This is a genomic window from Micromonospora sp. DT229, assembly GCF_049844505.1.
In the GTDB taxonomy this organism is placed as follows: Bacteria; Actinomycetota; Actinomycetes; order Mycobacteriales; family Micromonosporaceae; genus Micromonospora.
On the sequence record NZ_JBNCLD010000010.1, the window covers coordinates 96,524 to 118,788 of the forward strand.

Sequence of the window (22,265 nt, forward strand, 5' to 3'; positions counted from 1 at the left end):
CAGCTCGCGAGTTAGATTCAAGCCTCCATGACCCGGGCGGCACCCCCTCTGCGCCCGGTTCTACCGCAATTCAGGAGGCGCAGCCTTGTCTTCATTCGACGACACCGTGACACCCCTACACGAAACGTCCAACTCCATCGGGTCCGGGTTCCTCAATCGTCGCCGGGTGCTGACCGTCGCCCTCGGTGGCGCCGCCGCCACGGTCGCACTGCCCGTGCCCGCGTGGGCCGCCAACGACAAGCGGCCGGGTTCACACCAGGCGCCGAAGCTCACTTCGGACGACCGGAAGGTCATCGCGCAGATCTCCTCGCGCCGGGCCCTGGAGCACCTGGTCGCGCTGTCGGAGGGCATCGGGCCGCGTATCGGCGGCACCGAGTCCGAGCGGCGGGCCGCCAACTACATCGCCGCCCACTTCGACAAGCTGGGCTACGACACCACCCTGCAGCCGTTCACGGTGGCCGACAAGTTCACCGGCCAGCTCAGCTCGCCGGCGGGCCTGCCGACCGACCTGAACTGGCAGACCGGGGCCAGCGCCCACGCGGCCCTGAACACCAGCGTCACCGGTTCCGTGGTCGACGTCCGCGCGGGCGCGGCCAGCGACTACCCGGCCGACGTGCGCGGCAAGATCGTCCTGGTGGACTACGTCGCCGCCCGGCGTGAGCAGGTGGTCGCCACCGCCGTCGCCGCCGGTGCCGCCGGTGTGATCCTGATGGCCGCCGACGCGGCGCCGCCGCGCCTGGCCGGGACCTTCTCGCCCACCCTGCCCGGGTCGGCCAACAACCCGGTGCCGATCCCGGTGCTCGCCGTCGCGCAGTCCCAGAAGAACCGGCTGCGTGCGCTGCTGGCCGCCGGTCCGCTCACCCTCACCGCCGCCACCACGGCGCACCGCAACCTGACCTCCAACAACGTGCTGGCCGAGCGCGTCGGGCGGTCGGGGAAGAACGGCCCGATCGTCATGATCAGCGCCCACTACGACACCGTCATCGGTGCCCCGGGCGCCAACGACGACGGTTCCGGCACCGCGCTCTGCATGGAGCTGGGCCGGGTGCTGAAGGCCATCCCGACCAACGCCACCATCCGGTTCGGTCTGTGGGGCTCGGAGGAGCAGGGCCTGATCGGCTCGCGCTACTACGTCCGCCAGATGCCGCAGGCCGAGCGGGACCGGATCCTCGCCGTCTACCAGAACGACATGGTCGCCACCAGCTGGGACCCGGCGACGAGGTACTGGCTGCTCTCCTTCGACGGCCAGGACAACCGGGCCACCTCCGAGGTCACCGCCTCGGCCCGCCGCCTCGGCTACGAGCCGCAGATCTCCCCGGTGACCCAGCGCGGCTCCAGCGACCACCAGTCCTTCCAGGAGGTCGGTATCGCCAGCGCCAACTTCTCCTGGCGTGGCGAGGAGTCCCCGGCGCTGCTGGAGCCTCCGTACCACACCCCGGAGGACACCATCGCCAAGAACATCAGCCTGGAGCGTCTCCAGGTGTCGATGGAGCTGATCGGCACCGCCGCGTACGCGACCGCGCGGGCCTGATCTCTCGGAACATCTCGGACGGGGTGCGGCCGGTCGGCCGCACCCCGTCCCCCGTTCGGGGGCAGTTGCGCCGATCAGCCGACCCGACCGGCCGAGGACTGGCTGGGCACCCGAGGGCGTACCGAGGGCCGCCAGGCCCGCCCGTTGGCGTAGATGACCCGGAACCCCAGGTACGACGCCAACGGCGCCCAGTGCGCCGAACCCATCCGCAGCTCGGCGGCGTTGTGCCGCTGGCCGTTGGCCAACACGTCGAGCAGGACGGTCTCGAACGCCGCCGACTCCACCCAGTCCACCTCGCGGGTGAAGCCACAGATCAACGCCGCACCGGTGACGGCCAGGAACTCGCGCAGCACCGACTCGGGGGCGCGCAGCACGGAGCAACTGCCGAAGTAGAGCCGTCGCCCCTCGCAGCGCCCGGCCATCCGCTCAGCCACCTCGGTGAGTTCGACGGAGTGCCAGTCGGTCAGACAGAGCCGGTTCGGCTCGCCGTGCATGGCGAAGAAGCCCAGCCGGTAGTCGGCGTACTGCTTGAGCAGCCAGCGATCGACGAAGTAGAACAGTTCGTCGCGGGTGGCGGCGTCCTTGTGGATGAAGCGGATCCGCCCGAGCCGTTCGAGCAGTTCGAGGGTGGGCAGCACGGACCCTCGTTCGTTGAGATCCCGGTGCCACTGACCCTCGACGCAGAAGATGCCACCGCGCGCCACGCCGCCTCCCGTCGCAACTCGCGCTGACGTTACCGGGATCACCACTGCCAGGGAACCGCACAATGGCCGGGGCCGGCTGGGAGGTTGTGGACCGACAGTTCCCGGTGGGCGACGCTAGGCCGGGTTGTCCGATTGCGGAAACGGCGACAATTCACAGCGATTCGTCAGGTAAGCCGATTTCCGAGGACAATTCGCGTTAACCGCCGCGAATCCGCCTCCCAGGTGCGAGGGTGAATGTGCGGGACCACCCTGGCCAAACTCCCGCACACCATCCCTGTCGCTCTATCGGGAGGACTTCTGTGCGCGTACACAACGTGAAACGGGCTCTGGTCGCCCTGGCCCTGGCACTGCCGGGCGCCGCGATCGCCTCGGTGGTCGCCGCACCGGCGGCGCACGCCGACGCCTGTTACACCTGGGACCGCACCCTCTACCAGGGGCGGTCCGGCAGCGACGTACGAGAGCTGCAACTGCGGGTGGCCGGTTGGGCGGGCAACCGCGACATCGTGGAACTCGACGGCCGGTACGGTCCGAAGACCGCCGCCGCGGTCCGCCGGTTCCAGTCGGCCTACGGCCTCACCGCCGACGGCATCGCCGGGCCGCAGACCTTCGCCAAGCTGTACCAGATCCAGGACGACAACTGCACACCCCGGCACTTCAGCTACGCCGAGATGGACGACGGCTGCGGCCGGGGCGGCTGGACCGGGGGCCCGCTGACCACGGCACAGACCCGCCAGAACGCCCTGCGCACGATGTGGAAGCTGGAGGCCCTGCGCAAGAGCCTCGGCGACAAGCCGATCATCGTCACCAGCGGCTTCCGCAGCCGCACCTGCAACAACCAGGTGGGCGGCGCCTCGAACAGCCAACACCTCTACGGCAACGCCGCCGACCTCATCTCCCGGGACCAACCGCTGTGCGACCTCGCCCGCGCGGCCCGCAACCACGGGTTCAGCGGCATCATCGGCCCCGGGGTGTCCGGACACGACACCCACGTCCATGTCGACTCACGGCGGGAGAACAACCGGGACAACACCACGAACAGCACCTACTGGGCCGCCCCGGACTGCGGGATCGCACCCGGTAACCGCTGAAGCATCGACGTCGGCCCGGGGCCAGGCGGGGGGAACGACCCGCGCCCCGGGCCGACGTCGTACCGCCGGTGGGCGAGCCCGCTCAACTCGCCCGTGGCCAGCGCGGCGCGGTGGCGGGGGGTGCCACCGGCCGGCCGGTCCCGGCGGCGCGGGCACCGGCCCGCACTGGGGGAACCGCCACCCGGGGAACCTGACCACGCACCGGATAGCCGGTGACGTGGCCCTGGTGTGGCGGATACCCGGCGGCCCGGTCGGTCCGCGGTGGGTGGGAGACGGTCCGGTCGCCGCCCGACGGACGCGCCGCCGGGGTACGTCCCGGGTTGGGCCCGTTCACCAGGAACGGGAACGGTACGTGCACGAACGGGTTGCCGTGCCGGATGAGGGCGTCGAGCTGCCGCTCGTTGAGCCCGTGGTTCAACAGCACCTGCCGGCCCCATCGGTGCAGGCGGCAGGGGAACCGGGATCCGTCGTTGCGGCACAGCGCCCCGGAGGGCCACTCCTCGGCCGCGTGTACCACCACCGCCCGGACCGCCAGCCGGACATCCTCGGGGGTCAGCGGCGTCGGCACCGGCAACTCACCCAGAATCTGATCGATGGGATCCGTCGACTGCTCATCAACTCGCACGGCAGGCCTCCCGCAACTCCGGTGGCGGTGCGCTTGAGCAGCGCACCTCAATCATTGGTACGGTCCCCGCAGCGGGATGGTTCAACCGCCCGCACGGACGAGTTCTCGCGTCAGACCAGTCCGGCGTCGTGCACGAGCAGGGCCACCTGCACCCGGTTGTTGAGGCCCAGGCGGGTCAGCAGCCGAGAGACGTACGCCTTGACGGTGGCGACACTCATGAACAGCTCCGCGGCGATCTCGGCGTTGGTGCGCCCCCGACCCAGGGCCACCGCCACCGCACGCTCCCGTTCCGTCAGCCCGGCCAGCAGCCGGGCCGCCCGATCCCGCCGCGGATCGGCGACCGTACCGGCCGTGACGTGCGCGATCAGGGTGCGGGTGACCGTCGGGGACAGGGTCGCCTCCCCCGCCGCCACCCGGCGTACCGCCCGCACGATCTCCGCCGGCGGGGTGTCCTTGAGCAGGAAGCCACCGGCACCGGCGCGCAGCGCCCGCAGCACGTGCTCGTCCGCGTCGAAGGTGGTCAGCACGAGCACCTCGGGCGGCTTGGGCAGGGCCCGCAACAGCTCGGTGGCGGCCAACCCGTCCACCCGGGGCATCCGGATGTCCATCAGCACCACGTCCGGCCGGCAGGCCGTGGTCGCGGCCAGCACCTCGCTGCCGTCGGCCGCTTCCCCGACGACTGTGAGGTCGGGGGTACCCCCGAGGATCATCGACAGCCCGGCCCGGACCAGGGCGTCGTCGTCCACGATCAGGATCCGCACCGGTCGGGTACCCGAACCGGGCTGCTGTTCGGCGGTCATGTCGCCGGCCAGGGCAGCCAGGCGGCCAGGCGGAAGTCACCACCGCCGTCGCGGCCGTGTTCCAGCCGCCCGCCGGCCAGGTGCACCCGCTCGGCGATGCCGATCAGGCCGGTGCCGGCGCCGGGAATGGACTCCCCGATCGGCTCGCCCACCGGCCATCGGTTACGGATCTCCACGCTCAACCCCTCGGCCGGTGCGCCGCGCAGCCCCACGGTGACGGCCGCCCCCCGGGCGTGCTTACGGACGTTGGTCAACCCCTCCTGCACGATCCGGTACACGGTCCGACCGGTGGCGGCGGGCAGTTCCGCCGCGTCGGACACCTCGTCCCGCAGATCGACCCGGACCCCGGCGGCCCGGGATTCGGCGACCAGGGTGGGCAGGTCCGCGATGGTGGGCTGGGGACGTTCCGGCTCGATGGCGAGCGAACCCTCGGTCCGCAGCACCCCGATCACCTCGCGCAGATCCTGCAACGCGGCATGGGCACTGCTGCGGATCACCCCGGCGGCCCGGGCCACCTCCTCGGCGGGGGCGTCCGGACGGAACTCCAGGGCGCCGGCGTGCAGGCTCAGCAACGAGATCCGGTGGGCCAGCACGTCGTGCATCTCCCGGGCGATCCGGGTGCGCTCCACCTGCTGGGCCTGGGCCACCCGCAGTTGCTGCTCGGCCTCGGCCCGCTCGGCGCGCTCACGCAGAGACAGCACCAGCTGCCGCCGGGCCCGGACGAACATCCCCCAGGCCAGCACCAGCAGGGTGATCACCACCCCCCAGATGGTGGTCGGCCAGTAGGTCAGGTTGGGATCGGGACGCAGCAGCCCGAAGAACATGTTCGCGACCAGGCCACCCGCGGTGACCGCCAGGGCCACCGCGGTACGCCGGTGCACCACGACCGTGAAGTAGATGACCAGCAGCGAGACCACCGCGGTCATCGAGAACGCCGACAACGGCAGCGTGGCCACGGCCAGCCCGACCGGCCAGCGGCGACGGAACCACAGGGCCACCGCGAAGGCCACCCCGATCACCGCGTCCGCGATGATCACCCAGGGGTACGGCAGCCGCTCGGCGTAGGTCGGCCTCGGGGAGGCCGCGTCCAGGGTGGCCACCACCACCCAGCCGATGGCCACCAGGAAGCAGAGGCTGTCGACCAGCCAGTCCCGGGTGGTACGCCGAAAGCGCGGACGGGTGGGATCGAGCGCCCCCGGTAGCAACCCGGGATGTTCGGGGATGACGGCGCTGGTCACAGGCGCAATGGTAGGCAGCCTCAGGAGAGTCGGACCAGCTACCAAAGTCGACACCTCGGTGCCTACCTTGGTCGAGGCGACGACAGACCCTCGGCCGCTGTGCTCGACCGGATGGCCTGGGCAGGCTGATCGGCATGATCGCGGTACAGCAGCTAACCAAACGATACGGACGGCACACCGCAGTCGATGCCGTGTCGTTCCACTGCGAGCCGGGCACGGTGACCGGCTTCCTGGGCCCCAACGGGGCCGGCAAGTCCACCACGATGCGAATGATCTGCGGACTCACCCCACCGACCTCCGGCACCGCCACCGTGACCGGTCACCCCTACCGCCACCTGCCCAACCCCGGCCGTACGGTCGGGGTACTGCTGGACGCCTCCGCGCAGCACGCCGGGCGGACCGGCCGGGAGGCGCTGATCCTGGCCGCCGCCACCATGGGGGTCGACCGGCGGCGGGTGGACGAGTTGCTCGACCGGGTAGGGCTGACCGGGGCGGCGGCCGGCCGCCGGGTCGGGAAGTACTCCCTGGGTATGCGGCAGCGGCTCGGCCTGGCCCAGGCCTTTCTCGGCGATCCCCAGGTCCTGGTGCTGGACGAGCCGGCCAACGGCCTGGATCCGGAGGGGATCTTCTGGATGCGCGGACTGCTGCGCGACTTCGCCGACCGGGGTGGCACCGTGCTGCTCTCCTCCCACCTGCTCCGCGAGGTGGAGGCGGTCGCGGACCGGCTGGTGGTGATCGGGGGTGGCCGGATCGTGGCACAGGGCAGCACGGAGGAACTGCTGGCCGACAGCGGCACCCTGGTGCGGGCCCGCGACCGGGAGGCGTTGCGCGAGGCACTGCGACGGGCCGGGCTGCCGGTCAGCGACCGCACCGACGGGCTGCTGGTCGACGCCGACGGCGAGGCGGTCGGGCTGGCCGCCGCCGAGGCCGGGGTGCCGCTCACCGAGCTGCGGCCGGCCAGCGTCGGCGGCCTGGAGCAACTGTTCCTGACCCTCACCGCCGGACCGGACCGACCCGTCGGCCCGCTGGCCCCCGTAGCACCGACCGAGGAGACTCGCCGATGACCACCACCCTCGCCCGGTCCGTCGACTCGCCCGCCCCGGCCGCCGTCCGGAAGCCCTCCCTGGCCCGGCTGACCGGGGTGGAGCTGCGCAAGCTCGTCGACACCCGGGCCGGCCGCTGGCTGCTGATCGCCATCGGGCTGGTCGCCGCCGCCATCATCACCCTGCAACTGGTGTACGCGCCGGACGACGAGCAGACCTTCGCCAACTTCTTCGTCTCCGCCCTGTTCCCGGTCGGGGTGCTGCTGCCGGTGCTGGGCATCCTGTCGGTCACCACCGAGTGGTCGCAGCGCACCGCGCTGACCACCTTCGCGCTGGTCCCCCGCCGGGAGCGGGTGATCATCGCCAAGCTCGTCGCCGTGGTGCTGGCGGCGCTGGCCTCGGTGCTGGTCTGCCTGGCCGTGGCGGCCGTGGCGACACTGATCGCCCAGGCGACCGGCGGGGCGGGCACCTGGCGTCACGACGGGATGCTGATCGTGCACGCCGTCGTGCTCCAGGTGTCCACCGCCCTGATCGGGGTGGCCTTCGGCCTGCTGTTGCTGCACACCCCACTGGCCGTCGTGGCCTACCTGGTGCTGCCGATCGCGTGGTCCATCCTGGGCGCTCTGGTCCAACCGCTGTACCGCGCCGGGGAGTGGTTGGACACCAACCGGACGATGGAGCCGTTGTTCACTGCCGAGATGACCAGCGGCCAGTGGCAGCGGCTGGCGGTGTCGCTGCTGCTGTGGCTGGTCGTACCCTTGGTCGCCGGTCTGGTCCGCACGATGCGTCAGGAGGTTACGTGACGGCGTACGGGAAGCCGACCGTGGTCGGTGACGGTGTCGCGGAACTGGTGCTCCTCTGGGGCGGGTTCCCGATCGTCGGGGCCGCCGCGGGATGGCTGCTGGCGGCCGGCGCGGGCTGGGTGACCGACCTGGCCTGGGCACCCGCGCAAGGGCTGTTCCGACTGATCGACGGCCTGCCCGACGGGTACGCCCTGGGTGGCGGGGTGGGGCTGGGGGTGCTGGCCGGGCTGGTGGTCGCCGCGATGGGCACCGCCGACCGGGTGCAGGTCACGGTGGACGGCACCCGGGTCCGGTTGCGCCACCAGGGCAAGGATCAGGACATCGCCCGGTCGCAGACCCGGATGGTGTTCGTCGACGGCAAGGACCTGGTGCTGCTCGACGGGGAGACCAGGGAACTGACCCGTCAGCGCTCCGACCTGCCGGCCGACCGACTGACCGCGGCCTTCCGGGAACACGGCTGGCCCTGGACGGACGCCGATCCGCACCGGGACGAGTACCGACGCTGGGTGCCGGACCTGCCCGGCCTGCCGGCCGGCGCGGAGGCCCTGCTGCGGGCCCGGCAGGAGGCTCTGGCGGACGATCGCGGTGAGGAGGCCAGGGAGTTGCGCGCGGAACTCGGCCGCTACGGCGTGGTGGTCCGCGACGACGACAAGCGCCAGTACTGGCGGTTGACCCGGTCGGACCACTCGCCCCGGTAGGCGCTCTGGAACGGGTGACACCGGGCCGGATCCCCTGGCAGGGACCCGGCCCGGTGTCAGGCTGACCGACCTACTTCCAGTGGTGCTTGTGGCCGTGCTTGTGGTGGTGCTTGTGCCCCTTGCCCTTGCCCTTGCCCTTGCCAGGGGCCTTGCCCGGCACGCCGTTGACGGCCGAGGTGTCGAAGGCGAAGGTGATCACCGCGGCGGCGACGGCGTCGGAGTTGACGTCGAGGGCGAACACGTTGACGTTGCCGTGGAGCTTGTACTTCTTGCCCAGCGACTTGTACAACGCCGGGTCCGCCCCGTCGGCGACCGGCGTACGGCTGTCGCAGGCCAGGTGGTAGCAGGGGTCGTAGGTGACCCCGGCGATGCCACCGAAGAGGGCGGCCTCCTCGGCCGTCTTGACCCCGTCCGCTCCGGTGAAGAGACCACCGGCAGGGATCTGGACGTCGATGAAGGCGCCGTAGTCGGACCGGCCGGTGAAGTCGGAGGCCACCGTGGGCAGCTTCCGGGAGGCGAAGAACTTCTCGAAGACCTTCTCGATCTCCGCCGAACCCTCCGGGCCCGGGCCCGAGCCCTGCTGCGCCGAGTCGTCACCGTCGTACACCCCGAACACGTAGTTCGGCGAGCCGATCATGTCGAAGTTCAGGTAGAGGGCGATGTCGTCGACCTGCTGCGGGCTGAGGCTGTCCACGTAGTACTGCGAGCCGATCAGACCCGCCTCCTCCGCGCCCCACCAGGCGAAGCGGACCGCGTTGTACGGCTTGACCTTCGCCATCTTCAGGGCCACCTCCAGCAGCGCGGCGCTGCCGGTGGCGTTGTCGCTGAAGCCCGGCCCGGCCGGGTCCGAGTCCAGGTGCGCCCCGGCCACGACGACGTTGTCGGTGCGGCCGTGCTTGCTCTGGGCGATGACGTTCTCGGTGCTGCGGATCTCCGAGGTGGTGTCGGCCTCGATCCGCACGGTCACGCCCGGCGTGGTGGCCAACTGCTCACCGGTGAAGTAGGACACCGAGACCGCCGGGATGCCGACCGGACCGCCCAGGGTGGCGGCGATCAGCTCGTACCGGTCCGGGTTGGCCTCCGGAGTACCGTTGCCCTGGTTCATCATGATCGCGCCGATCGCACCGGCGGCCTCCGCGTTGGCGACCTTGTCACCGAACGAGCAGGTACCGCGCTGCACCAACGCGATCTTGCCGACCACGTCCACCCCGGCGAAGTCGCTGGCCTCACAACCCGAGGTCGAGGCCCGCGGCGGATCGAGGGCCAGGTCGACCGGGACGACGAGCCCCTCGGCGACCCCGGCGCCGGAGTAGTCCAACAGGTGGTAGTCGACCCCGTCGACATAGGTCGTGGCCGTCGGCGCCACCTGGGCGAACGAGGAGCCGAACTCCTCGAAGAAGGCGAAGTCGAACTGCTGCCGGGTCACCTGGTAACCGGCCTTCTTCAGCAGCCGAACCACATAGTCCGCGCTCGCGTCGTAACCCGGGGTTCCGGAGGCGCGGGTGCCGTCGTTGGCGTTCGCGATGTCCTGGAACTTGTCGAGGTGCTTGAGCACCTCCTTGACCGTCACCGCCTTGGTCAGCTTGGCGACGGTGTTGTTGTTCGGGCTGGCCTGCGCCGGGCCGGCCAGCGCCATCGTGCCCAGGAGAGTGCTGGCCGCGATAGCGGCAACCACCCGCCTACCTGAGAAAGGCACCACGATGTGCCACGTCCTTCCTCTGTGGAGATCCGGCTCCCCGCACCCCCGTGCGCCGGATGTTTTGTGGCAATCCTGCTGCACCGAACAGGACACGGCAAAGCATCTGTTCAGTCGAGTCGCATAGACGTTCGTTCCAGTACGCCATCTGCCTCGGTGATTTGCTGACAGCAACGGCACCCGATGGCACCGATTGAGGCAGGTCAACGGGGGTTCAGCGGCGCGGGCCCCGCAGGCCGGCCAGCAACTCGTCCAGGGAGTCCGGGTCGGCCCACCCGTTCACCGCGACCCGCCCGGCCGGGTCGACGGTGATCTCGATCCGGTCCGGATTGACCGACAGTTCGTCCAGCAGGCCCGGGAACCGGTCGCTGAGCACCACGAACTCCTGGTTGGTGGAACCCACCCAGGGGCGGACGGTGTCGATCCGGTCCGCCTCGAACGGGCCGGCCACCAGCAGGTCGGTCGCCGCCAGCAGGGCGGCCACATCCGTACGCCCGGCCTCGACGGCCGCCGTCAACCGGGTACGGGTGTAGCCGGTGAAGGTCATCACCGACAGTCCGGCCGCACCCACCTCGGTGGCCACCTCGGCCAGGGCGGCCGACTGGTCGAAGGGTTCCCCACCCAGCAGGGTCAGCCCCTCGGTGCCGGCGTCGAGCACCCGACGGGCCAGTTCCCGCGGGGCCACCTGCTCGCCGCCGCGGAACCCCCACAGGTGAGGGTTGAAACAGCCGGGGCAGCGGATGGCGCAGCCCTGCACCCAGATGGCGGTCCGCTCCCCCGGCCCCTCGGCTCGGGTGGCCGCAACGAACCGGGCCAGGGCCACCGTCTGCGCGCCGGAGCGCGGAATCGGAGCAGGTTCAGACATCCAGTACGCGTCCCTGCGGGGGTTGCCACGGCGGTTGGGGCGGCGGCGCGCAGACCAGCCGGTCCCGCAGCCGGGCGTACTCGTGCGGGGCCAGTCCGGCGGCGGCGACGAACTCCGAAAGGCTGCCGAAGCCACCCCGCCGGTCCCGCTCGGTCAGCACCTGCCCGGCGCGCTGCGAATCGAACCCGGGCAGGGCGGCGAAGTCGTTCAGGCCGGCGGTGTTCACCTCCAGCGGCCCGGTGTTGGCATCCGTCGGCCCGGCGGGGGTCACTTGGTCCGGCACCGACCCTGCGGCCGGTCCGAGGTAGTCCGTCGGCAGGGGCGGCGGATAGGCCGCGAAGGTCGGGTCCGCGGCCGGATACCCCGGTCCGGTCGACTGCGTCGGCGGATACCACCCGGAGGTCGGGTAGGTCGGCGTGGTCGGCGGATCGACCGGCGTGGTCGGCGGATAGGCCGGCGAGGTCGACGGGTAGGCCGGCGTGGCCGAGGGGTACGAGGGCGAGGTCGACGGGTAGGTCGGGTAGGTGGGCGGGGTGCCCGGGCTAAGACTCGGTGGGGGTGCCAGGGTGCCGGGCGGGTACCCGCCGATCGGCTGCTCGTACCAGGGGCGGTAACCGGCCAGGTGACGCAGCCAGGCAGAGTTGATCAGGCAGGCGTGCACGATGCCGGCGATCCAGACGGCCAGCATCAGGCCGACCATCCAGTCGGAGAAGGCGCTCTCCGAGTCGGACGACCCGGTCAGAATGAAGGCCGCCCAGCCGACCACCAGATAGCAGCAGCCCGCTAGCCACCAGGCCGGTCGACGGGCCCGCAGACCCACGTAGAGGAAGCCGAACCCGCCGAGACAACTGAGGCCGAGGATCGGCAGCAGCAGCCACCAACTGTGCAGCAGACGCCAACTGAACTTCGACGCCGGCGAGGGCTCCCCGGCCGGCATGAGCCGAGCCGCCGGATAACCGGTGGAGGGCGCGTACCCCTCGGAGGGCGGCCACCCTCGCGGGTCATGCCCGCTCGACATCGTGGTTCTCCTGGCGCAGAACTGCGGGGGTACGGGCGTGGTCGGCGGTGAAGGCGCTGTGCACCGCCCGGGCCGCCAGCAGATCCTCCAGCACGGCGACATAGTCCAGACACTGGTCGCCGAGGATGTCGTGGGTCTCGGCGCTGACCTCACCCGAACTGCTCACCGTGATCACGATCCGGGGTCGCTCGGTCATCAGGACCGCCCCTGCACGGCGAACACCAGTCGGACACTGTCGTCCTCGACCACCTGTTCGGACTCCAACCGCAGACCGGCGGCGGGGGCCTGCTGACGCAGCCGCTCCAGCACCGCCCGCTGCACCTGCCGTCCGTACGCGACATCGATGGCCTGGACCACCTCGACGGCCCGCTGCTCGTCCACCTCGCCGGCGAAGTGGGCCGACCAGATGCCGTCCGTACCGCGCTGGAACCTGGCCCGTACCCCGGCCCAGTCCGCGGTGATCACCTCACCGTCGACGCCGACCACCGCGGCGGTGTCCTGCAGGGCGGCGGCTAGCAGGTTCTCGTCCCGCATCCGAGTCTGCACCTGGCAGACCACCCGGCCCTGCCCGTCACGGCTGGCCGAGACGCCCTGAGCCGCCGCCACGGCCGCGACGGCCAGCGGCAGCAGTACCAGCGAGATACTCATGATCGGTCTTCCGTTCTCCCTCGGGCGGAACTCAGAACTCCACCGCTCGTCCACCCTGCCCGCGCGAGGCGGGTGGGATGGTGGGCGGTCGGACGGTGTCGCGGGCCCCGCGATCCCAGTCCTCGGCGGCCGTGGCGGCGACGGCCCGGGTGTCGGCCCAGCTCCGCAGGGCGTCGATCCGCTCGGCCTGGGTGACACTGAGGGGCACCATGCTCGCCACCGACTGGACCAGGTCGTCCGAGCGCAGGGGACGCCGCTCGGAGAAGGCGTCGAAGAGGCCACCGACGACGGCCTGTTCGATCTCCGCCCCCGAGTAGCCCTCGCTCAGCCCGGCGAGTTCGGCGAGCAGCGGGTCGTCCAGGGTCAGCTCACCGGCGACGGCCGGGTTGCGCAGCCGCCGGGCCAGGTGCACCCGCCAGATCGAGGCCCGTTCGGCGCGGGTCGGCAGGTCCACGAAGAAGATCTCGTCGAAGCGCCCCTTGCGGAGCAACTCCGCCGGTAGCGCCTCGATGTTGTTGGCGGTCGCGATGACGAAGACGGACTGCTTCTTCTCCTGCATCCAGGTCAGGAAGGAACCGAAGACCCGGGTGGAGGTGCCGGAGTCGCCGGTCCCACCCGCGAAGCCCTTCTCGATCTCGTCGATCCAGAGCACGCAGGGGGCGCTGGCCTCGGCCGTCCGGAGGGCGGTCCGCATGTTCTGCTCGCTGGAGCCGACCAGCCCGGCGAAGACCCGACCGATGTCCAGCCGCAGCAACGGCAATCCCCAGGCGGCGGCGATCGCCTTGGCGGTCAGTGACTTGCCGCAGCCCGGCACCCCGGTGATCAGCACCCCTCGTGGCGCGGGCAGCCCGTAGGCGGCCGCCTCCGCCAGCCAGGACCCGTCCCGCTTGGCCAGCCACCGCTTGAGGTTCTCCAGCCCGCCGACATCGTCGAGGTTGACGTCGGCGTCGACGAACTCCAGCAGCCCCGACTTGCGTACGGTCTGCCGCTTCTCCTCGTGCACCACCTCGAGGTCGTGGCCGTCGAGCATCCCGTCGTTGACCATGGCCCGGGCGAAGGCGTTCTCCGCCTCGTGCAGGGTCAGTCCCAGGGCCGCCTTGGCCAGCCGTTCCCGGCCGCGCTCGTCCAGCACCATCTGGATGCGGCCGCTGGCGGAGTTGGCGGCGATCATCCCGTCCAGCACCTGCCGGATCTCCGCCTCGGTGGGCAGCGGGAAGTCGACGATCGTCACCTCCTTGTCCAGTTCCGCCGGGATGTGCAGCACCGGGGAGACCAGTACGAGGGTGCGCGGCACCGGGCCGGATTTGAACGCGGCCACCAGGTCCCGCAGCCGCCGGATCAGGCCGGGGCTGCCGGGTCGACCATCGGCGCCGAGGGCCGGATGCAGATCCTTGAAGATGAGTACGCTCGGCTGGTCCACCCGCAGGGCGGCGTCCAGGGCGGCCTCGCAGTCCGTGGTGCCCTGGCGGGAGGTGCCGTCCGGAGCCACCAGCCCGGTGGTCAGCGACCAGGTCCAGACGGCGCGCGGGGTACGCACCAGGTTGGCGTCCTGGGCGATGGCGCAGACCTCGGCGATGACCCGCTGTTCCTCGGGCGATTCGACGTAGAGAATCGGAAACCGGGCCCTGAACATCTGGGTCAGCGCATCGCGGAAGGCCACCACCATGCCGCATTCCCTCCCCCACAGAGCACGGCCGACGTGCGCAAACCATAACAGCACCGGACGACGCCGAGTTCAGGTGCAAGCGGGTGATCGCCGACAAATGATCAACACCGGCCGGCCCGTCTCGCGCCGGTAAGGCGAAGCTGACCAACCACCGGCCGCCGTCGTTGTTGTAGGGGGCGGGCGGCCGTCGCGCGGAATTGTCGTACGGGTGCGCTGGGGTGGGGCAGCATCCGGGTCGAGAGGACAGGCACACCACCGGTGTGCCTGTGATCCACAGGAATCCCGAACGGAAGGACAACGAGATCATGAATAGACGCGCCACCGGCCTCGCCATCGAGGCCGAGGGGCTGACCCGGTCGTTCGGTGAGACCCGAGCGCTGGCCGGACTGGACCTGACCGTGCCGGCCGGCGCCGTGTACGGGCTGCTCGGGCCGAACGGTGCCGGCAAGACCACCGCGGTCCGGGTACTGGCCACCCTGCTGCGCCCGGACGGCGGACAGGCCCGGGTGTTCGGCCACGACGTGGTGGCCGAGGCCGACGCGGTCCGCGCCCGGGTGAGCCTGACCGGCCAGTACGCCTCCGTCGACGAGGACCTGACCGGCACGGAGAACCTGATCCTGCTGGGCCGACTGATCGGCCTGAGCAGAACGGCCGCCCGTCAGCGGGCCGAGCAACTGCTGGCCGCCTTCGGGCTCACCGAGGCCGCCGGCCGGCAGGTGAAGAAGTATTCCGGCGGCATGCGGCGGCGCATCGACATCGCGGCGAGCATCCTCAGCACCCCCGACCTGCTGTTCCTCGACGAGCCGACGACCGGGCTGGACCCGCGCAGCCGCAACCAGGTGTGGGAGATCGTCCGGGCGGTGGTGGCCCACGGCACGACCGTCCTGCTGACCACCCAGTACCTCGACGAAGCCGACAAGCTGGCCAGCCGGATCGCGGTGGTCGACCACGGCCGGGTGATCGCGGAGGGCACCCCGGGCGAGTTGAAGTCGTCGGTCGGCTCCGGCACGGTCCACCTGCGGCTGCGGGACGCGGCGAAGCGGCCGGAGGCCGCACAACTGTTGCAGACCACCCTCGGCGTGCCGGTGCAGTTGGAGCCGGACCCGGTGGCGATCACCGCCCGGGTCGGTGGGGACGGCAGTGACCTGGACGCCAGCGCTCAGGCGGCCCGGGCGCTCGGTGAGTTGGCCCGCGCCGGGATCGTGGTGGACGACTTCTCCCTGGGCCAGCCGAGCCTGGACGAGGTCTTCCTGGCCCTGACCGACCGACCCGCCGTATCGACGTCTGCCGAGCGCGACCCCGTGGAGGTAGCCCGATGAGCAGCGACGCCACCACCTCGACCGGCCGGGCCCCGACGGTCTACGTGCCATCGACCGAGGCGCTGGCGACCGTGCTAGCCCCGGGCGGGCGACCGCCCCGGCCCAGTCCACTGGCCGCCTCCCTGGCCTTCAGTTGGCGCGCCCTGCTGAAGATCAAGCATGTGCCGGAGCAACTGTTCGACGTGACGGCCTTCCCGATCATCATGGTGCTGATGTTCACGTACCTGTTCGGCGGGGCCCTCGCCGACAGCCCGCGTGACTACCTCCAGTTCTTCCTGCCGGGCATCATGGTGACCAGCGTCGTGATGATCACCATGTACACCGGGGTCGGGCTGAACACCGACATCGAGAAGGGGGTCTTCGACCGGTTCCGGACCCTGCCGGTATGGCGACCCGCCGCCCTGGTCGGCATGATCGTCGGGGATGTGCTGCGCTACGTACTGGCCGCGGTGGTGATCCTGACCGTCGGGCTGGTGCTGGGCTTCCGCCCCGACGGGGGTGTGCTCGGGGTACTCGCCGGGATCGGTCTGCTCGTGGTCTTCTCGTTCGCGTTCTCCTGGGTGTGGACCTTCTTCGGGCTGGTGTTGCGCAGCGAGAAGTCCGTGATGGGGGCCAGCATGATGGTGCTGTTCCCGCTGACCTTCCTCAGCAATGTCTTCGTCGACCCCTCGACCATGCCCGGCTGGCTCCAGGCCTTCGTCAAGGCCAACCCGATCACCCACCTGGTGTCGTCGGTGCGGGCCGTGATGGGCGGTACGACGGACATGTCGAGCATGACCTGGATGGTGGTGTGGAGTGCCCTGTTCCTCGCGGTGTTCGGCACCCTGACCATGTACCGCTATAACCGCCGCTGATCAGACACCCCGTGCCGTGGCGGGCAGGCCGGTCACAGCCGCCACGGCACGGGGTCGGTGGACAGCCGGCGACAGAGTTCCGGCCCGGCGGTCGGGTCGAGCAGACCGAGCCGACCGCCGGCCTTCTAGTGCGGCACCGCGGTTTCCCGCAGTTGGGCCAGGATGGCCTGGTTGGCCTCCCAGCCGTCCGGGAACTTCACCGGCACATCCAGTTGCGGCACATCGGTCGAGGGGTGGGCGTCCAGCAGCTCGCCGATGCCGGCGCGGGCCACCACCACACAGGCCTGCCGGTGCCGGGAGGCGAGCACGCAGAGCCGCCCCGACTCCAGGTGGAAGGCGGTCGCGTCGCGTCGACCGGAGAGCGGATGCAGCACGATCGTCAGGTCGTACTCCCGGCCCTGGAGGCGGTTGGCGGTGTCGACCGTGACCCCCGCTCCGGCCTCGCCCAGCTGCGCCCGGATGGCCGCCACCTGGTCGCGGTGCGCGGCCCCCACGGCGATCCGGTCCGGGGTGACCGGCGCGCCGTCGGGGGCCTGCTCGCAGACCGCGACCGCCCCCCGCGCCAGCACCCGCAACGCGAGCGCGGCGCACGCGGCGGCGGCCTCGCCGTCGGTACGCAGGGCGTGCCGCGCCGGCAGCTCGTACAGCGCCCAGCCGGTCTCCGTGGCCAGCTCCACCGCCCGGTCCACGGCGTCACCGCGCCCAGCCCCGGTCAGCCGCAGGGCCCGGTCGGCGAGGGCTGTCCCGGACCGGAAGCCGGTGAAGGGGTAGAACGCCTTGGACACCACCGGGGCGGCCGAGGCGGGCAGCCGCCAGGAGACCGGCAGCCGGTGCACCGGCAGGTGCGGGTTGTGCCGCAGCAGCACGGTCACCGCGGACTGCATCGGATCCCAGGTAAGCCCCGCCCACCGGCCGACCTCGACCGTGGAGAACGGGTCGAGCTGCCCCGGATCCCCCACGAACAGGGCCCGATCGAACCTGCCGGCCACCCGCAGCAGGGCGTCCGAGCGCATCTGGTACGCCTCGTCCACGATCGCCCACGGCCAGCAGCCCTCGGTGACCGTGGCCCACTTGGCGGCCGTACCGATGATGACGGCCGAGGCGGCCAGGTCGGTGACCTTGGCGGCGACCCGGACCTGCTCGTGCGCCCGCACCCGGGCCGAGGGCCGGTAGTCGCTCGCGGACAGCCGCCCCACCCGCAGCTCGGGGGCCTTACGGGCCAGCCGGTCGATCAGGTCGTCCACCTGCTCGTTGGTCTGCGCGATGACCATCAGGGGCTCGCCGGTGCCGGCCAACTCCACCGCGGCCCGCACCACGAGGGTCGACTTGCCCGCCCCCGGCGGTGAGTCGACCACCACCCCGCGATGGTCCCCGGAGCGCAGGTCGGCAAGCACCGCGGTGATCACCCGATCCGCCTCGACGCCCGGCGGCACATCCCACTCGACCTGCATCCCCGCCCACCTTCTCGCCCGCGTGATCACCGCACCCTACTCAGCGGCACCGACGTTCGTCCTCGCCTGGTGACTGGCTGGTCAACGTCGCCGGGTGACCTTCGAGATCATCGATGCCACGCCTGCGGCTAGCTGGTCGGCGCTACGGATGGTCACCTGCTCGTCCTCCTCGGTGGCGAGCTGGCCGAGTGCCCCGGCTGCCTGGTCACCGAGCCCGCGAACGATGATCCTGATCCCGAGTGACGCGGCGTGCCGCGCCATCTCGACGGCGGGCTGCACGGGACCGATGTCGCCGTCGCCGAAGATCGCCATCACCCGATCGCCGGTGAGCCCACCCAGCTCGCGGATGCCCAACTCGAGGGTGGGCAGGATGCTGGTACCTCCGTAGCTGCGCGCTCGCCGGAGGGCACGCAGCGCCGCCCGGGGATCCTCGGACAGCGGTACGTGGTGGCGAACGCCTTCATTCCACAGCACGAGACCGACCCGGTAGTTCGCCGCCGTCGCCTCGGTGATGAACTGCTTCGCGCCGGTCGACACCCGTTTCAGTCGGGTCACGAGACCCCCGTCGTATTCCGCCATCGACCCACTGACATCGATGCAGAGCAGCACCTTGCCCACGTACGGCTCCTGAAGCGCGGCCAGGTGTCTGCCCGGCGGCGCCTGGGTCACCCCGATCGCGTCGTAGGTACGCCTGATCCAGTCCGACACGTCGGCTCCTCCAGGTTCGGTGGCCAGCTTGGTGGTTCGCCGTACGCCGCGGTCAGTGCCGGATGGCCAGCGCGGACAGCGTGCGGGCCATGTGCTCACGCTCGGCGGTGTCGAGAACCCCGTCGATGTACGCGGCGAGTTCCATCCGCACCCCGCTGCTCGGTTCGATCGCGGTCACACTCAACCGGCCGGCCAGATCGAGGCTCAGGCGCACCCGGATCGGTGCGCCGGCGGGCAGATGCTCCGGCAGCCCGGACAACTCGCCGTCCAGCGCCCGCCGATTGTCGTGGACCTCGACCGACGGGACCGCTCCCGCCTGCTCGTAGACCTCGATGCGTACGGTCGTCTGGCCTTTGAGGATGGTGGCGACCACGGTCTCCCGGTCGATCACCGGAAGCGGGTCGTTCTGGTGGATGACGTGATCGACGAAGCGACGTTGCCCCGCCGGGTCGTCGCTGTCGTGGATCAGCAGGCCGAAACTGCGCGGCACCACCGAGGTCGCGGCGAAGGGAACCCCCTCGCGCTGCTGCGGCACGGGCGCGGATTGCCGGGACGGCTCTCCGACGGCCTCGGTGCCCCAGCTCGGGGTAGTCCAGGTCTGCCGCGCGTCAACGAGCTGTCTGGCGCGTAACGCGGCCCCTTTGGCCACGGCCAGGTCCGGATCGTGCAGCCTCGGCGTCCAGCCGAACTCCCCGGCCAACGCTGCCGAGATCATCGGCATCCGGCTGGAGCCGCCGACGAGCACGCAACCGCTGACCCGCTCCGGGGTCAGTGCGGCCGTGGCCATCAGCCGACGCAGGCAGTGCAGGGTGGAGTCGACGAGATCCCGGGTGATCGACTCGAACTCCCCCCGCTCGACCACGAGGGCGGCGCTGCGGCCGGCGTGGCCGAGCCGTACGGTGTGCGACATCTTCGTCGACAGCGCGTGTTTGGCGCGTTCGGCGGCGCCCCGTAGCTCGGCCATGAAGGTGGCATCGTCGGCGGGGTCCTCGCAGGGATCGACGGTCTGCACGAACCGGTCCAGGAGATGCGCCGCCAGTCGGCTGTCCCAGTCCGCGCCACCGAGTTCGGCGTCCCCGTCGGTGGCGACCACCCGGACCCCGCCGTCGAAGGTCAGGGCGGTGACGTCGAAGGTGCCACCACCAAGGTCGTAGACGAGCACGGTGCCGTGGGTGGAAGCGGCCGACAGCCCGTAGTGCAACGCCGCCGCGACCGGTTCGCTGACCAGTTCGAGCACCTCGATGTCCGCCAGGAGCCCGGCCTGCTGGGTGGCCTCCCGCTCCCGGATGCCGAAGTAGGCGGGAACGGTGATGACCGCGGCGGTCCACCCCGGTCGGTCCTCGGGCAGCACCCCGGCGAGCAGGCCGCGGAGGATCAGGGCGGAGATCGCCTCCGGCGAGTACTCGTGGCCGTGATACGCGAAACGCCTGTCCGTACCCATCTGCCGCTTGACAAGGGTGACCGTCAGATCGGGGACAACCGCAGCGGCGTTCCTGGCAGCGGTGCCCACAAGAACCGAGGTGGGGGACTCGAAGCAGACCACCGAAGGAGTGATCTCCTCGCCGAGGCGGTTGCGCAACACCCTCGGCCGTCCGTTCTCGTCGACGGTGGCGACCACCGAACAGGTGGTACCGAGGTCGATGCCGATCGGGATCAGCATGCCGATCACTCCCTCCCTGGCTGCCGGCGACCTGCGGGCGACCCGACCGGAGCGCCGGGCTGGTCGACCGCCAGCATGCGGACCTGCTCGACGATCTGCGCGCCCCTGTCCACGAGCCGCACCACGAGGCGTTGCCGGATGACGAGCACGCCAGCCGTGATCATGAGGAGGACGATCACCACGATCAGCACCGCGCGGGCCTTTCGGTGGCTCGGCGGGACCGTGGTCACCGGGCACCCCTTCTGGTGGTCGTCGGCAGAGTCACCGGCTCGCTGTCCAACAGCCACCGGAATGGTGCGAAGAGGTCCTCTTCGTCCGTCGTCCTCATCGAGGACACCAGGAAGTAGCGGACCTCGCCGAAGTCACGCTCCGCCGCGGTCACCAGGTTCACCAGTCCCCGTGCCCGCAACCAGCCCTGCACCGCCGACGAGTCAGAACCCGGAAAGTCGTCAAGCTGGAGTCTCTCCAGCAGGTCGCGCTTGGAGACGACGAAGCCCAGCCGCTGCCGCCGGGTGTCGACACCGTGATCGCGCAGCCGTTGTGCGGTCGCCTGGTAGGACACCTCGGGGTGCTCGGTTGCCGCGTTCGCATCGGCAAACACGGTCTCGAAGCCCGCCATGCAACTGTCGCGGACCTGCGGTATCGAGAACGGGTCCAGGACGAACAGCAGGGTGCGGGCGGTGTCGAGATAGGAGAGTCGGGCATTCTCGTCGGGGTCCGCCAGCGCCTCACCTGCCGCGTCGAAGACGTGCAGCAGCGCACCGCGCCGGTTGTCACCGATCCGCACCGTCACCGCCAAGGGCTGCTGGGCGGCGCTCGTCTTGGGTGCCCGGTCACCACGATCGAAGATCTCCGTGAACTCTCGCAGCATCCGCTCCGCGTGCTCGTCGGCCGCCACGACGGACCCCCCGCCGCCCGAGTCCGCCCTGACCAGAGTCACCAGGGACGCCATGATCAGGTGTGTCTTGCCGGCCGAGGCCGATCCGAACACCGGTATGCGGATGTCCGTGTCGACGGCCGCGGTCCTGTGCAGCGGCTGCTGGCAGGTCGGGCACACCGCCACGAGACTCCGGGCGGCCCGCAGGACCGTGGTCGGGAGTCGATGGCCGCACCCACACCGCCGCCAGATCACCCCGAGTCGACCGGGCCGCAGGTTCCGGTGGAGATCGCGCCCCTCCTGCACATCCTGCGGGGAATGGCTGCCCGGACACCGGTAGGCGGGTACCTCGCTGTTGACGTAGCAGCGTGGGCAGGTACCGGTGGCTCGGAAGACCCGCTGCCAGGCACGGTCCGCGGTGGTCAGCACGGCGGCGACGGCCAGACCGGCCAGCCACGCGAGGCCGGTCACCAGCGCGAAGACCACCGCGAGCACAACCACCGCGAGCAGCACCCCGGCGGTCAGTCCGGCCAGAGATCCGACGACAGGCACCAGAAACGGCCAGACAACGACCAGGACCCGCGGATCCCATGCGGTGATGGGCCCGGTCGTGCGGGTCACCAGCAACCGGCAGGAGGCGAGGGCCCTGGACGCGACATGTGTCAGGTCGAGTCGTACCTGCACGGCGAAGTAGTTCGGCCAGGCGAAGTCACGGCGGACGAACCGTGCCGGGACCCGGCCTGCCAGCCGCCCGGAGACGACCTCTGCCGGCGTACGAACGGGAACGTCGCGGTCGGTGCCGGTCAGTACCGCTGCGGCCCGGTGCAGCACGATGCCCATTCCGGCGACGCCACCGAGGCCGGCACCGATGAGGGTCAACGGCGTGGCCACGAAGACCAGGGCGAGGAAGACCAGATAGAGATAGAGGGCGACAGCCAACAGGACGGCGACGACGATCAGGACGATCTGCATG

At 71.0% G+C, this 22,265-nt stretch carries 22 protein-coding genes; 7 read left to right on the top strand and 15 right to left on the bottom strand.

The features are described from left to right. The first annotated feature begins 85 nt into the window (after positions 1-85). Positions 86-1,531 (top strand): M28 family peptidase, encoded by a 1,446-nt coding sequence (locus tag ACLQ2T_RS17805; protein WP_425767471.1) that lies wholly within the window; start codon positions 86-88, stop codon positions 1,529-1,531. A gap of 74 nt (positions 1,532-1,605) precedes the next feature. Here ACLQ2T_RS17805 and ACLQ2T_RS17810 read toward each other — a convergent pair whose 3' ends face one another. Continuing rightward, complete coding sequence (locus tag ACLQ2T_RS17810) at positions 1,606-2,235, bottom strand: DUF6642 family protein (protein WP_425767472.1); 630 nt, start codon at positions 2,233-2,235, stop codon at positions 1,606-1,608. Positions 2,236-2,534: 299 nt separating this feature from the next. Here ACLQ2T_RS17810 and ACLQ2T_RS17815 point away from each other — a divergent pair, with 299 nt between their 5' ends. After that, a complete protein-coding gene (locus ACLQ2T_RS17815; protein WP_425767473.1) occupies positions 2,535-3,323 on the top strand; it encodes a D-Ala-D-Ala carboxypeptidase family metallohydrolase in 789 nt (262 codons plus the stop codon). Positions 3,324-3,405: 82 nt separating this feature from the next. On the opposite strand, the gene ACLQ2T_RS17820 is transcribed toward ACLQ2T_RS17815, so the two are convergent. The 3 genes from ACLQ2T_RS17820 to ACLQ2T_RS17830 all read right to left on the bottom strand — a co-directional run bounded on the left by ACLQ2T_RS17820 (position 3,406) and on the right by ACLQ2T_RS17830 (position 5,986). Continuing rightward, positions 3,406-3,948, bottom strand: a complete 543-nt coding sequence (locus tag ACLQ2T_RS17820; protein WP_425767474.1) for a hypothetical protein — start codon at positions 3,946-3,948, stop codon at positions 3,406-3,408. Positions 3,949-4,058: 110 nt separating this feature from the next. Next, positions 4,059-4,748, bottom strand: coding sequence for a response regulator (locus ACLQ2T_RS17825; RefSeq protein WP_425767475.1), 690 nt, complete (start codon positions 4,746-4,748; stop codon positions 4,059-4,061). Further along, positions 4,745-5,986 (bottom strand): sensor histidine kinase, encoded by a 1,242-nt coding sequence (locus ACLQ2T_RS17830; protein ID WP_425767476.1) that lies wholly within the window; start codon positions 5,984-5,986, stop codon positions 4,745-4,747. The genes ACLQ2T_RS17825 and ACLQ2T_RS17830 overlap by 4 nt, the downstream gene beginning before the upstream one ends. 134 nt (positions 5,987-6,120) lie before the next feature. Here ACLQ2T_RS17830 and ACLQ2T_RS17835 point away from each other — a divergent pair, with 134 nt between their 5' ends. Genes ACLQ2T_RS17835 through ACLQ2T_RS17845 form a run of 3 tightly spaced genes read left to right on the top strand, consistent with a single transcriptional unit; the run spans position 6,121 to position 8,530 of the window. Further along, positions 6,121-7,050 carry an ABC transporter ATP-binding protein gene (locus tag ACLQ2T_RS17835; RefSeq protein WP_425767477.1) on the top strand — a complete coding sequence of 310 codons (930 nt, stop codon included), beginning with the start codon at positions 6,121-6,123 and terminating at the stop codon, positions 7,048-7,050. After that, entirely contained in the window at positions 7,047-7,832 is a 786-nt protein-coding gene (locus tag ACLQ2T_RS17840) for an ABC transporter permease (RefSeq protein ID WP_425767478.1), read from the top strand. Before ACLQ2T_RS17835 ends, ACLQ2T_RS17840 begins: the two co-directional genes overlap by 4 nt. Continuing rightward, a complete protein-coding gene (locus tag ACLQ2T_RS17845) occupies positions 7,829-8,530 on the top strand; it encodes a YqeB family protein (RefSeq protein ID WP_425767479.1) in 702 nt (233 codons plus the stop codon). The genes ACLQ2T_RS17840 and ACLQ2T_RS17845 overlap by 4 nt, the downstream gene beginning before the upstream one ends. Positions 8,531-8,600: 70 nt before the next feature. On the opposite strand, the gene ACLQ2T_RS17850 is transcribed toward ACLQ2T_RS17845, so the two are convergent. From ACLQ2T_RS17850 to ACLQ2T_RS17875, 6 genes are all read right to left on the bottom strand, one after another. Continuing rightward, the gene (locus ACLQ2T_RS17850; protein WP_425767480.1) at positions 8,601-10,205 is read right to left on the bottom strand and encodes a M28 family metallopeptidase; all 1,605 of its coding nucleotides are present in this window, start codon (positions 10,203-10,205) and stop codon (positions 8,601-8,603) included. A 235-nt stretch (positions 10,206-10,440) separates the two neighbouring features. Beyond that, the gene (locus ACLQ2T_RS17855; protein WP_425767481.1) at positions 10,441-11,091 is read right to left on the bottom strand and encodes a 4Fe-4S single cluster domain-containing protein; all 651 of its coding nucleotides are present in this window, start codon (positions 11,089-11,091) and stop codon (positions 10,441-10,443) included. Next, complete coding sequence (locus tag ACLQ2T_RS17860; RefSeq protein WP_425767482.1) at positions 11,084-12,109, bottom strand: helix-hairpin-helix domain-containing protein; 1,026 nt, start codon at positions 12,107-12,109, stop codon at positions 11,084-11,086. The genes ACLQ2T_RS17855 and ACLQ2T_RS17860 overlap by 8 nt, the downstream gene beginning before the upstream one ends. Next, on the bottom strand, positions 12,093-12,305 hold the full coding sequence (locus ACLQ2T_RS17865; RefSeq protein WP_425767483.1) for a DUF2997 domain-containing protein: 213 nt from the start codon (positions 12,303-12,305) through the stop codon (positions 12,093-12,095). Before ACLQ2T_RS17865 ends, ACLQ2T_RS17860 begins: the two co-directional genes overlap by 17 nt. Then, a complete protein-coding gene (locus tag ACLQ2T_RS17870; RefSeq protein ID WP_425767484.1) occupies positions 12,305-12,757 on the bottom strand; it encodes a hypothetical protein in 453 nt (150 codons plus the stop codon). Before ACLQ2T_RS17870 ends, ACLQ2T_RS17865 begins: the two co-directional genes overlap by 1 nt. A 31-nt stretch (positions 12,758-12,788) precedes the next feature. Continuing rightward, positions 12,789-14,423: an AAA family ATPase gene (locus ACLQ2T_RS17875; RefSeq protein ID WP_425767485.1), complete on the bottom strand. Its 1,635-nt coding sequence runs from the start codon at positions 14,421-14,423 to the stop codon at positions 12,789-12,791. A gap of 305 nt (positions 14,424-14,728) precedes the next feature. On the opposite strand from ACLQ2T_RS17875, the gene ACLQ2T_RS17880 reads away from it, so the two are divergent. Further along, positions 14,729-15,742 (top strand): ATP-binding cassette domain-containing protein, encoded by a 1,014-nt coding sequence (locus ACLQ2T_RS17880; protein ID WP_425767486.1) that lies wholly within the window; start codon positions 14,729-14,731, stop codon positions 15,740-15,742. Further along, complete coding sequence (locus tag ACLQ2T_RS17885) at positions 15,739-16,596, top strand: ABC transporter permease (RefSeq protein ID WP_425767487.1); 858 nt, start codon at positions 15,739-15,741, stop codon at positions 16,594-16,596. The genes ACLQ2T_RS17880 and ACLQ2T_RS17885 overlap by 4 nt, the downstream gene beginning before the upstream one ends. Before the next feature lie 125 nt (positions 16,597-16,721). Here the strand turns inward: ACLQ2T_RS17885 and ACLQ2T_RS17890 are convergent, their stop codons facing one another. The 5 genes from ACLQ2T_RS17890 to ACLQ2T_RS17910 all read right to left on the bottom strand — a co-directional run bounded on the left by ACLQ2T_RS17890 (position 16,722) and on the right by ACLQ2T_RS17910 (position 22,264). After that, the gene (locus tag ACLQ2T_RS17890) at positions 16,722-18,047 is read right to left on the bottom strand and encodes an AAA domain-containing protein (RefSeq protein ID WP_425767488.1); all 1,326 of its coding nucleotides are present in this window, start codon (positions 18,045-18,047) and stop codon (positions 16,722-16,724) included. Positions 18,048-18,128: 81 nt separating this feature from the next. Then, complete coding sequence (locus tag ACLQ2T_RS17895; RefSeq protein WP_425767489.1) at positions 18,129-18,755, bottom strand: vWA domain-containing protein; 627 nt, start codon at positions 18,753-18,755, stop codon at positions 18,129-18,131. A gap of 52 nt (positions 18,756-18,807) precedes the next feature. Further along, positions 18,808-20,415, bottom strand: coding sequence for an Hsp70 family protein (locus ACLQ2T_RS17900; RefSeq protein WP_425767490.1), 1,608 nt, complete (start codon positions 20,413-20,415; stop codon positions 18,808-18,810). A gap of 5 nt (positions 20,416-20,420) precedes the next feature. Beyond that, positions 20,421-20,645 carry a hypothetical protein gene (locus tag ACLQ2T_RS17905; RefSeq protein ID WP_425767491.1) on the bottom strand — a complete coding sequence of 75 codons (225 nt, stop codon included), beginning with the start codon at positions 20,643-20,645 and terminating at the stop codon, positions 20,421-20,423. Continuing rightward, a complete protein-coding gene (locus ACLQ2T_RS17910) occupies positions 20,642-22,264 on the bottom strand; it encodes a TRAFAC clade GTPase domain-containing protein (protein ID WP_425767492.1) in 1,623 nt (540 codons plus the stop codon). Before ACLQ2T_RS17910 ends, ACLQ2T_RS17905 begins: the two co-directional genes overlap by 4 nt. Position 22,265 lies beyond the last annotated feature (1 nt).